Origin of the sequence: Acidaminococcus hominis (assembly GCF_022484025.1) — a bacterium.
Classification (GTDB): domain Bacteria; phylum Bacillota; class Negativicutes; order Acidaminococcales; family Acidaminococcaceae; genus Acidaminococcus; species Acidaminococcus hominis.
Window position 1 is genome coordinate 2880556 of record NZ_JAKVMG010000001.1, and the last position, 11879, is coordinate 2892434.

Below are 11879 nucleotides of genomic sequence, written 5' to 3' on the forward strand. Positions count from 1 at the left end.
GGGGTATTACCATGCATTCTATTTCTTCTTTGCACCATAAATTATCTTTGCTTTGTGTGTTGTCGATTTTGTCCGCTGCGCCTGCGGTGTATGCGGCGTCTTCCACGGCTCCTGGGGCGCCTGCGATGCCGGCGTCTATTGGGGCGGCGGGGAAGCTGCCGGGGCCGGGTACGCCGCTGGGGAACCAGCTGGGTGTTCCTTTGGGGAATCCGCCTGAGGGGTTGCCCCTGGGGGCACCGCCTGAGGGGCTGGGCAATCAGTCTTTTAACCAGGGCTCTGCGGCTGCGACTTTAACCAAGGCCGGGGTATACCGGGACCAGAAATACCAGTCCAAGGAGCAGGACCAGAATGCGCTCCGGGTAACGGGCCGGGGGGTAACTCTGGAAGGGGTCCGGGTGGACAAGGCCGCCGGGGACTCTACCAGCACGGAGCAGGGGGACTTTTACGGGCTCAACGCTGCGGTGCTGGCTACGGACGGGGCGCATTTGTCCGTGGTAGGGGGCAAGATTACGTCTTCTGCCAAAAACGGCAACGGGCTCTTCAGCTACGGGGAGGGTACCCAGGTGCTGGCGGACCACGTGACCATCCGCACCACCGGCAACAATTCCGGGGGTATCCAGACCACCGGCGGGGGCACCACCAAGGCCACAGGTCTGGACTTGGCTACCACCGGCGACTCCTCTGCCGCCATTCGTTCCGACCGGGGCGGGGGCACGGTGAATGTGACCGGGGGCCGCTTTACCACCAGCGGCTACGGTTCTCCGGCTATTTATTCCACGGCGGCCATTACGGTGACCAAGGCCAAACTCCAGGCCAAGAATTCCGAGGGGGCCGTCATTGAGGGCATGAACCAGATTCACCTGAAGGACTGCGAGCTGGAAGGCAATATGCCGGACGTGCGGGTCATGGGACCTAATACCATCCGGGAGGAAAACGTCCATACGGTGATGATCTACCAATCCATGAGCGGGGACGCAGAGGAGGGCACCTCGGACTTTGCCATGACCGGGGGCAGGCTGATCTCCCACCGGGGGGACGTGATTTACGTCACCAATACGTCCTGCCACATTGACCTGTCCGGCGTGGAGATTGAAAACCACGGGGACGGGGCCCTGCTCCGGATTGTGGGCAACAGCGGCAAACGGGGATGGGGGAAGGCTGGCAGCAACGGCGGCCAGGCTACTGTCACTGCCACCAACCAGAAGCTCAAGGGGGATATGGTGGTGGATTCCATTTCCCATCTGGACCTGACCCTGAACCCGGGCACGGAGTACAAGGGCGCCATTATCCTCCAGGAAAACAACCAGGGCAGCACCCAGGAAAGCGGCATTGACGTGACCATTGCCAAGGGTGCCGTCTGGAAGCTTACCGGGGATTCCACCGTGTCCAGCCTGGACAACCAGGGCCGCATTGATACCAATGGCCACAAACTTACCGTGCTGGATGACTGACCTGCGTGGCGTCCGTCCGCACAGCAGAAATGGCACGTTACACTTTCACAAAATTCCTTGCGCTAATTCCAAATCTACGTTATAATGTGATTTATTCATTTCACTAACATTTTACTAAATCTTTTCAAACGATGAGGAAGGACGTGGCATTTTGGAAGCAACCTGGAGTACAATCGCCGCACTGGTCATTTACTTCGCCATATTGATCGGTATCGGCCTGGTTTCCTACAAAAAGAATGACGACATGGAAGGGTATGCCCTGGGGGGACGGGCACTGGGCCCCTGGGTGACTTCCATGAGCGCAGAGGCCTCCGACATGAGCGGCTGGATGCTCATGGGGCTGCCGGGGTATGCGTACCTGGCCGGCATCAGCGCAGCCTGGATTGCCATTGGGCTGATTTTGGGCACCTGGGCCAACTGGGAACTGGTGGCCAAACGGCTGCGGATTTTCACCCAGCACCTGGGCAACTCCATTACCCTGCCCGAGTACTTTGACAACCGGTTTCAGGACAAGCAGAAAAAACTGCGGATTGCGTCTTCCGTTTTTATCTTCATCTTTTTCCTGATCTACACCTCCTCTGGCTTTGTGGCCGGGGGCAAGCTGTTTGAAACCGTCTTCGGCTGGGACTATACCATGAGCCTGGTGGTGACCGCCGGCATCGTGGTGTTCTACACCATGGTGGGGGGCTTTGCCGCCGTGTGCTGGACCGATATGTTCCAGGGCTTTCTGATGTTCTTCTCCGTGCTGATTGTGCCCATTACCGCCATCTACTACGTAGGCGGCGTGGGGCCCACCATTGCCCGGCTGAACGCCATCAGCCCCAACTATTTCAGCCTGATCAAGGGCGCCGACGGCAGCGTTCTCAGCCTGACCGCCATTGTATCCCTGCTGGCCTGGGGCTTTGGCTACTTTGGCCAGCCCCATATCCTGGTGCGCTTTATGGCCATTGAGAACCCCCGGGAAATCAAGCAGGCCACCCACATCGCCATGACCTGGGTGGTCATCTCCCTGTTCATGTCCGTAATGGTAGGTCTTGCCGGCCGGGTGTACCTGGGACCCATTCTTCAGGGCTCCGCTGCCGAAACCGTGTTCATCAAACTGAGCACCCAGTTCTACCACCCCTTTGTGGCCAGTATCATTACCTCCGGCATTTTGGGGGCCATTATGAGTACCTCCAGCAGCCAGCTTTTGGTCGCCGCGTCTTCCTTTACCACTGACTTTTATAAGCCCGTGCTCCGGAAGAACGCCGAAGCCGGGGAAATGGTGAAGGTCAGCCGCCTGATGATTGTCCTGGTGTCTATTTTCTCCATTATCCTGGCCCTGGACCCCGACAGCATGATCCTGTCCATCGTGTCCTACGCCTGGGCAGGCTTTGGCGCCGCCTTTGGACCCCTGGTGCTCCTGAGCCTGTACTGGAAACGCATGACCACCAACGGCGCCTTTGCCGGCATCCTGGTGGGCGGCTCCACCGTCCTCATTTGGAAAAACCTCTTCGCCTATACCGGCGTGTACGAAATCATCCCCGGCTTCTTCCTGTCCCTGTTGGCCATCGTGGTCTTCAGCTTGCTGGATAAAGAACCCCCGGCGGAGATTGCAGCCAAGTATGACGAGGCTGTGGCGGAATATGGGAAACATGTGGATTGAGAGAAGAATACAAGAAAAAACGACTTGCGAACTCGGGAGAGTGCGCAAGTCGTTTTTTAGTTAGTGCGGTCCGCAAACCTGAAGTGTGCTGGCCTGGGGAATCCACTCTCAGTCATCCACTAGCGTGGCTGCCAGCTCTCCCCTACAGGCGAGAGCTATGGGCGCCCGCTGGGCAGGTATTGAACCCCATCCGCCGGCGAGTTCGCCGGCACCTTCCCCACCTTGGTATGCTATGAATAAAGTAGACTGGCATATAGTTAAACCTCCTGGATTCGTTGAAAGGAGAGTATGTAAAATGTCTATATCGAAAGTCAGTGCAGAGGATAAATTAAAGGCTGTCAAAGCTGTTCTTGCTCATGAAGAATCACCAATGGTTTCTGCAAAAAGGTTAGGGGTTCACTGGAAAGCAGTACAGTATTGGGTAGATGAATATATAGGAAATGGTCCTGAGGTATTTAACAAAAGACAGGTTAAAAGTTATTCTGCTGATCTTAAGATCCAATGCGTAGAGGAATATCTTAAGGGCGAAACGACTATGTCCCAGCTGGTACAAAAATACGGATTAAAAAGTTCTCGTCAAATCAGAGACTGGTTAAAGAAGTATAATAGTCATGAGGAACTAAAAAGTTCGGGTACTGGAGGTGCCAAGATCATGACTAAAGCTAGACAAACGACCTTTGACGAGCGCGTTGAAATCGTAAAATACTGCATTGAAAACGGGAATGCTTACCATGAAACCGCTGAAAAGTTTAAGGTTTCCTACCAGCAAGTCAGAAATTACGTCTTAAAATATAATAAGTACAATACCGAAGGACTCATAGATGGGCGCGGACACAGGAAGCCAGTAGAAGTCCCTGAAGAAGCCCCTACAGAATATGAGTGTATGAAAGCTGAACTCAAACTGGCTAATGCAAAACTCAAAGCCAAGGATATGGAGATTGATTTCCTAAAAAAACTCGATATTGTGGAAAGGAGGCGGGATTCACACAAATAAGATATGGAGCCATTTATGAAGCCATTAAAGAACTGCACGCTGAAAAGAATTACCCTATTCTTGGCCTGTGCAAATTGGGAAAAGTGTCCCGGGCCGGCTACTACAAATGGCTTCATAGAGAGCCTTCAGCACGCGAAATTGACGACAAGGAAATTGCTAAAAGAATAGAAGAGATATACAAGGCTGACCCAGCTAAAGGGTACAGACGAATAGCTGATGACTTACGAGCCCCAAATAAGAAGATCTATCCTGACACGAAACCAATAGCAATTGGTGACGGTCGCGTTCTTCATCTTTGTCGAGTGATAAATATAAAGTCTACGATTAAATATGCCCCTAAGGGCTGCACCCAGCGTGCAATAGATCCTGCATACATTGCAGAAAATATCTTGAATAGGGAATTTAAAGCCGATGCCCCTAACCAGAAATGGTGTACTGACGTCTCAGAATTTCACTACTATGAGGGGGTAGTTGTGCATAAGGTATATCTGAGCGCGATTATTGACCTGTATGACAGACGAATTGTTTCCTATGTGATAAGCAACCGGAACGATAAAAATTTGGTATTCAATACCTTCAATAAGGCATTGTTGAAAAACCCTGGCGCGCATCCCCTGTTTCACTCTGACCGGGGATTCCAATACACCTGCAGGGATTTCCGCAAGATGATTCTAGATGCTGGTATGACGCAGAGTATGTCACGGATAGGAAAATGCATTGATAATGGCCCGATGGAAGGCTTCTGGGGCATGCTGAAAAGAGAACGGTACTATACTCGTGACTTCGACAGCCGTAAAGCTTTGGTAACGATGATTAATAACTACATGGAGTATTACAACAGTGGCCGTTTGCAGCGGAATTTGGGCCGTTTGACCCCTATGCAAAAACATAATAGCTACCAAATGGCGGCGTAGAGGTTTATATTATTAGGAACTGTCTACTTGACGGGGAGCACACCACCTTGGACTGTTGGTGGGTGGAGAAGGCATGCGGCCTACGGCCGAGCGGTTCGCCGTATTCCGTTCGCCTTCACCCTTCGGGTTCGGTTCACGGACGGCTATCGCAGGGGTCGTATATTCCATTTCTCTGTGGCCAGGGCCTTGAGAAATGGATACGACTCCCAAAAACGTGGATAAACTTCCTCAGTCATCCCTGCGGGCTGACAGCCCCTTCACGCTTGAAGGGGCCAGGCTTAGGCCCATACGAGTCATGTGCTAAACGGGTTTTGAGAAAAGAATTATGATAGATAAAAAATTCCACATATAACCCCATCTAGAACTTGACTAGCAGTGGCATAGAACGCTTCCTTCAAGCGTGAAGGAAGTGTCGCCGCAGGCGACGATAGAAGTTCATCCAGGTGTTTAGCGGCGCCAGCGCCGCATATGCCTTCCACTTACCAGTGCACTGCTTCGTGCACTGGAAAAGAGGAAGGTGCCTGACGCTAGGAAGGCGGATGGGGTTCAAAAGTAGGATACCTGCACTACACCTGTTGAGAACGTCGACCAAAAATCCGGTACAGAGTTTTCTACAGCAAAAAATTGCCGTAGGCAATTTTTCTGTAGTTGGACTACCTAACGGTCCGCACTAGCCCCAAAAGGGGACGAACTTTCCCCTTGGGGAAATGCCGCAAAGCGGCAATGGGGTAGGCAAGCTGGTCCGGTCGTCACTACTCCCCCGCACCCCACCCCTCCCACTTTTCTTTAATAAACCCTTGCCTTTTCTCAGCTATTAATATAAAATAACTAAGAATAAGGCAAAAACCTGATGCTTACCAATCGAAAACGATTCACTTAAGGGCTTGCTCCTTTAGCCGCGCTGCTGGTGCTGGCATGAAGAGAGTGCCTTTTATTTTTTGGAGAGGCCATGATTCCTGTAAAGATTACGATTCATAGCGAAAATTTAAGTGATGGCTCCCAGCCCCTGGACCTGGTCACTTCCGGCCAGCTGCAGACGGTGGGCCGTGCTACGTATGTGCGCTATGAGGAAACACCCATTACCGGGATGGAAGGCACCAAAACCACCCTGAAATGGACGGAAGACACCCTGACGGTGATCCGCCACGGGCGTTATGAGCATCGACAGACGTATGTACGGGGCCGGAACACTTCTTTTCAGTACCAGACCCCGTATTTTACTGTGCCCATGATGGTTTTCACCCGGGACCTGACCATTGTCCGTCAGCCCCGGGGCTGGCATGTACAGGCCTTTTACGACCTGGAAATGCAGGACCAGCCCAATGGGTCCATACGCTTAACCATTGAAATTGAGGAGGAAGAAATCAGTGGACATGAAAAAAGTACTGGCAGAAGCGGTCATCGCCGCAGTCCAAAAAGCCATTCAGGCAGGTAAGCTGCCCCAGGGCGATTTGGTACCGGTGGTTCTCACCGTTCCGCCCCAGAAGGCATTTGGCGACTTCGCTACCAACTTTGCCCTGCAGGCCGCCCGCAATCTGCACTGCGCGCCGCGGGTAATCGCAGGTGCCATCCAGGAATTCCTGGACTGCCCCAGTGTGGAAAAGGTGGAAGTTGCCGGACCTGGCTTCCTGAATTTCTTCTTGAAGGAAGACTGGCTGTCCGCAGCCCTGCGGAATATTCTGGCCCAGGGGGAAAACTACGGCAACCTGCCTGCCAAAGCAGGGGAGAAGATCCAGATTGAATACGTCAGCGCCAACCCCACCGGTCCTTTGCACGTAGGCCACGGCCGGGGTGCTGCCGTGGGTTCCGCCCTGGCCATCCTGATGAAGGCTGCCGGCTACGATGTGAGCCAGGAGTACTACATTAACGACGCCGGCAACCAGATGCACAATCTGGCGGCTTCCGTAAACGCCCGGTACCTGGAGCTCTACAACATTCCCTGTGAATTCCCGGAAAACGGCTACCACGGGGAAGACATTGTGGTCACCGCCAAACGGATCCAGAAGAAATACGGCGACAGCTTTATCCATATGCCGGAAGCAGAACGGCTGGAAAAATTCCAGAGCATTGCCAAGGACGAAAAGCTGGCAGCCCTCCGGGAAGACCTGGAAGCCTTCAACTGCCACTTTGATGTGTGGTTCAGTGAACAATCCCTCCACGATGCCCATAAGATTGAAGAAGCAGTAGCCGAACTGGAAAAGAAGGGCTACATCTACGAAAAGGACGGAGCCAAATGGTTCCGCTCCACGGATTTCGGCGACGACAAGGACAGAGTGGTGATCCGGGACAACGGCGTCTCCACCTACTTTGCCGCCGACATTGCCTACCACCGGAACAAGTACGAACGGGGCTTTGACCGCCTGATCAACCTGTGGGGCGCCGACCATCACGGCTACATTCCCCGGGTAAAGGCCGCCATGCAGGCCCTGGGCTACGACCCCAGCCACCTGGAAATATTGATTCTGCAAATGGTCAGCCTGTACCGGAACGGCGAGCTGGTAAAGATGAGCAAACGTACCGGCAAGAGCGTGACCCTGAACGAGCTCATCGAAGAAGTGGGCACTGACGCAGCCCGGTTCTTCTTCATCATGCGCAGCATGGACAGCCAGCTGGACTTTGACCTGACCCTGGCCACCGAGCATTCCAACGACAACCCGGTGTACTACGTCCAGTACGCCCATGCCCGGATCTGCAGCATCCTGCGCCAAATGGCCGACGAAAAGATTACCCTGGACCCCAACGCGGACCTGTCCGTGCTGAAGGAGCCCATTGAAATAGACCTGATCAAGAAGCTCAACGACTACACCGAGCTCATTGACACGGCTGCCCTGGAACGGGCACCCCATAAGATTGCCCACTACACCTACGAACTGGCAGGAATGTTCCATTCCTTCTATAACCAGTGCCGGGTACTGGGCGTCGACCCTGCCCTCCAGCAGGCTCGGCTGGCATTAATTACAGCTGTGGGCAATACCCTGCGCCATGGTTTGAAGATTCTGGGCGTCAGCGCACCGGAACATATGTAATATAGAAAGAAAGCGGAAAAGGGAGGAAAAAAATGACCAAGTATATTTTCGTAACAGGCGGCGTGGTTTCGTCCTTAGGCAAAGGCATTACGGCCGCATCTCTGGGCCGTTTGCTCAAGAGCAGAGGCTATAAGGTGACCATCCAAAAGTTCGACCCGTACATCAACATTGACCCCGGGACCATGAGCCCCTACCAGCATGGTGAAGTATTCGTCACCGACGACGGCGCCGAAACCGACCTGGATCTGGGCCATTATGAACGGTTCATCGACATCAACCTGACCCGCAACTCCAACGTGACTGCCGGCCGGATCTACCAATCCGTTATCGACAAGGAACGCAGAGGGGACTATCTGGGCCGCACCGTACAGGTCATTCCCCATATCACCAACGAAATCAAGGAACGGGTGTACCGGGTAGGCCGGGAAGAAGAAGCTGACTTCGTGATTACCGAAATCGGCGGTACCGTAGGCGATATCGAAAGCGAACCCTTCCTGGAAGCCATCCGCCAAGTGAAGAAGGACGTGGGCAAGAACGATGTGCTGTACATCCACGTGACCCTGGTTCCCTACATCTCCGCTGCCGGCGAACTGAAGACCAAACCCACCCAGCACAGCGTAAAAGAACTGCGCAGCATCGGCATTACCCCCGATATCCTGGTTTGCCGTTCCGAAAAGGAAATCAGCCGGGAAATGCGGGAAAAGATGGCCATGTTCTGCGACGTGGACGCTGACGCCGTGTTCCAATCCATCACCGCTCCCAGCATCTACGAAGTACCCATGCTGCTGGAAGACCAGGGCCTGGACAAAGTGGTCCTGAAGAAACTGGATATGGAAGACAAACCCAAGGATATGGCTGCCTGGCATGCCATGGTGGAAAAGATTCTGGCACCCCATGCCAAAAAATCCACCATTGCCATCGTGGGCAAGTACGTAGAACTGCCTGACGCCTACATCTCCATTGTGGAAGCCCTGAAACACGCCAGCTACTTCCATGACGCCGATGTGGATATCGAATACATCAACGCTTCCGACCTGGAAGAAGCCGACGCCAACTACGAAGAAATCTTCAAGGGCGTGGACGGCATCCTGGTGCCCGGCGGCTTTGGCGACCGGGGCATCGAAGGCATGATCCGTGCCGTACGCTATGCCCGGGAAAACAAGATTCCGTTCTTCGGCATCTGCCTGGGTATGCAGTGCGCAGTCATCGAATATGCCCGGGACATCTGCGGCATGAAGAAAGCCAACAGCACCGAATTTGACGAAACCACCCCGTACCCCGTCATTTACCTGATGCCGGAACAAATGAGTGTGGAAATCAAAGGCGGCACCATGCGGCTGGGCAAATACCCCTGCAAGCTGTATCCCGGCACCCTGGCCGAAAAGGCCTATGGCACCGACCTGATCAGCGAACGCCATCGCCATCGCTACGAAGTGAACAACGAACTCCGTGACCAGCTGTTCGAAAAGGGCCTGGTGCTGGGCGGCACCCTGCCCAACGGCAAACTGGTAGAAATCGTAGAACTGCCCACGGAAGTCCATCCCTGGTTCCTGGGCGTACAGTTCCACCCCGAACTGAAATCCCGTCCCACCAATCCCCATCCGCTGTTCAAGGACTTCATCGCAGCTGCCCTGGCTTGCCAGAAGCACTAAGCCCTGAAGCTCGCTAAACAGAAAAGAAAACGGGCGGCATTTGCCGTAACCCGTTTCTTTTCTTTGGGATTCTTGGTACAATAAAAGAGCAATGCAAATTGCCGAAAATAATTGGAGGCGTATGCAATGAACAGAGAATTATCCATGGAATTTGTACGTGTAACAGAAGCAGCCGCCATGGCCAGCGCCCGCGGCGTAGGCCGGGGCGACAAGAACGGCATTGACCAACTGGCTGTAGACGCTATGCGGAAAATGTTTGATACCGTCAACATCAGCGGTACCGTAGTTATCGGCGAAGGGGAAATGGACGAAGCCCCCATGCTGTACATCGGCGAAAAAGTCGGTGCCGGCGGTCCCGAAGTAGACATCGCTGTTGACCCGGTGGAAGGCACCAACCTGGTGGCCAAAGGCCAGCTGGGAGCCATCGCTGTTATCGCCATTGCCCCCAAGGGCTGCCTGCTCCATGCACCCGATATGTACATGGACAAAATCGCCGTTGGCCCCAGAGCCAAAGGCTGCATCAACATTGACGATCCTGTCAGCGTAAACCTGGAACGCGTGGCCAAAGCCATGCACAGAAACGTCAACGACCTGACCGTCGTTGCCCTGGACCGTCCCCGTCATCGCAAGATCATTGAAGAAGTAAGAGCTGCTGGTGCCCGCATCCGCCTGATCAGCGATGGTGACGTAGATCCCATCGTCAACTGCGGCATTGAAGGTACCGGTATCCATATGTACATCGGCCGGGGCGGCGCTCCGGAAGGCGTACTGGCTGCAGCCGGCCTGAAATGCCTGGGCGGCGATATGCAAGCCCGCCTGGTGCCTGAAAACGACGAACAAACCCAGCGCTGCCATGAAATGGGCATTGCCGATACCCGTCAAGTCCTGACCATCGAAGACCTGGTAAAAGGCGACGACTGCATGTTCACCGCTACCGGCATCACCAACTGCGACCTGCTGAGAGGCGTTAACTTCTTCGGCAACGGCGCCCGGACCCATACCGTATCCATGCGGTACGCCACCGGCACCGTACGTTTCGTTGATGCAGTCCATACCTTCGACCGCAGCAACATCAACGTAAAACTGTAATACCAATACCATAAGAACCAGAAGGGGGTGTGGATTCATTCACACCCCCCTGCTGTATTGGTGGGAAAGTGGGGGAACTTGGTTTTGAACCCCAACCGCCTTCCTGCGTCAGGCACCTTCCCCTTCTCCTGTTCGCGCAACGCGGCGAACAGGTAAGTGGAAGGCAGCGGCCGGAGGCCGCAAAAGGAGCACTCTTCCCCGCCCTAGCAGGCGGTACCTCTCCCGTAAACGCGTGAGGTCAACTTCTAGAGAAATTTCGCAATAATAATATACTTTATATTGCTTATGTACTCCCACATTGTTCTCAAAAATAAGTAACTTTAGAAATGTGGTAGTGCCTTACTGTTGACCTCTATCAAGCGTGACAGAGGTGGCGCCGGTAGGCGACGAAGAGAGTTTAAAATAGCAATATAATTATATTATTTGAACTTTAATAGGGTATATTGGCAGGTTTTTGGGGTCATTGACTAATCTGTTGGAGCTAAACTTCTATCGGCACCTAGCGGTGCCACTTCCTACAGTGGTTCGCTGCTAGCCAGTCATTTTCACCTTTCGGGCTCAATTCCTGGGCAGCTATCACATGGCTCGCGTATACCAAACAGCTTTTGGAATACTTGTAGCGCTGTTTGGACGCGAACGCAACGCTTGCAGGAAGCGTTCTATGCCGCTACTGGTTAAGTAACAAACTAGGGTAGTGCAGGTATTTACGAACTATGTTGCTTTGCTATACTCGTTTAGCACATGACTCGTATAGGCCTAAGACCGGCCCGGCAAAGCGTTGCGCTCACATCCAAGAGCATGTCAGTTTATCAAAATGCTCTTGGCTAATGTGAGCGCTGCGAACCACTCAGGGGCTGTCAGCCCGTAGGGATGACTGAGGAAGTTTACCCAAGTATTGCGGCCGCAGGCCGCATGCCTTCCACTTACCAGTGCACTGGTAAAGAGGAAGGTGCCTGACGCTAGGAAGGCGGATGGGGTTCAAAAGTAGGATGTCTGCACTACACCCGTTGAGAACGTCGACCAAAAATCCGGTACAGAGTTTTCTACAGCAAAAAATTGCCGTAGGCAATTTTTCTGTAGTTGGACTACCTAACGGTCCGCACTAGCC

The 11879-nt window shown here is 53.6% G+C and carries 8 protein-coding genes; all 8 read left to right on the plus strand.

The genetic code is table 11. The annotated features are described in order from the left end of the window. Positions 1-11 precede the first annotated feature (11 nt). The 8 genes from LKE88_RS13005 to glpX all read left to right on the plus strand — a co-directional run bounded on the left by LKE88_RS13005 (position 12) and on the right by glpX (position 10771). On the plus strand, positions 12-1451 hold the full coding sequence (locus LKE88_RS13005; RefSeq protein WP_147351170.1) for a hypothetical protein: 1440 nt from the start codon (positions 12-14) through the stop codon (positions 1449-1451). Positions 1452-1602: 151 nt separating this feature from the next. Further along, positions 1603-3096: a sodium/proline symporter PutP gene (gene putP, locus LKE88_RS13010; RefSeq protein WP_200820191.1), complete on the plus strand. Its 1494-nt coding sequence runs from the start codon at positions 1603-1605 to the stop codon at positions 3094-3096. A gap of 232 nt (positions 3097-3328) precedes the next feature. After that, positions 3329-4090, plus strand: a complete 762-nt coding sequence (locus tag LKE88_RS13015; RefSeq protein ID WP_105325742.1) for a helix-turn-helix domain-containing protein — start codon at positions 3329-3331, stop codon at positions 4088-4090. A gap of 23 nt (positions 4091-4113) precedes the next feature. Beyond that, positions 4114-5004 carry an IS3 family transposase gene (locus LKE88_RS13020; RefSeq protein WP_255419934.1) on the plus strand — a complete coding sequence of 297 codons (891 nt, stop codon included), beginning with the start codon at positions 4114-4116 and terminating at the stop codon, positions 5002-5004. Positions 5005-5953: 949 nt separating this feature from the next. After that, on the plus strand, positions 5954-6439 hold the full coding sequence (locus tag LKE88_RS13025; RefSeq protein ID WP_276803863.1) for a YwiB family protein: 486 nt from the start codon (positions 5954-5956) through the stop codon (positions 6437-6439). Next, positions 6372-8030, plus strand: a complete 1659-nt coding sequence (gene argS, locus LKE88_RS13030) for an arginine--tRNA ligase (protein ID WP_423767614.1) — start codon at positions 6372-6374, stop codon at positions 8028-8030. Before LKE88_RS13025 ends, argS begins: the two co-directional genes overlap by 68 nt. Before the next feature lie 32 nt (positions 8031-8062). Further along, a complete protein-coding gene (pyrG, locus tag LKE88_RS13035; protein ID WP_105325905.1) occupies positions 8063-9682 on the plus strand; it encodes a CTP synthase in 1620 nt (539 codons plus the stop codon). Between the two features lie 126 nt (positions 9683-9808). Beyond that, positions 9809-10771 (plus strand): class II fructose-bisphosphatase, encoded by a 963-nt coding sequence (gene glpX / locus LKE88_RS13040; protein ID WP_105325904.1) that lies wholly within the window; start codon positions 9809-9811, stop codon positions 10769-10771. Positions 10772-11879: the final 1108 nt, after the last annotated feature.

What these genes read in the sequence shown, in the direction of transcription:
- LKE88_RS13005 (WP_147351170.1), top strand. Translation starts at nt 12, where the DNA reads ATGCATTCTATTTCTTCTTTGCACCATAAATTATCTTTGCTTTGTGTG.
- LKE88_RS13015 (WP_105325742.1), top strand. Translation starts at nt 3,329, where the DNA reads ATGAATAAAGTAGACTGGCATATAGTTAAACCTCCTGGATTCGTTGAA.
- LKE88_RS13025 (WP_276803863.1), top strand. Translation starts at nt 5,954, where the DNA reads ATGATTCCTGTAAAGATTACGATTCATAGCGAAAATTTAAGTGATGGC.
- pyrG (WP_105325905.1), top strand. Translation starts at nt 8,063, where the DNA reads ATGACCAAGTATATTTTCGTAACAGGCGGCGTGGTTTCGTCCTTAGGC.
- glpX (WP_105325904.1), top strand. Translation starts at nt 9,809, where the DNA reads ATGAACAGAGAATTATCCATGGAATTTGTACGTGTAACAGAAGCAGCC.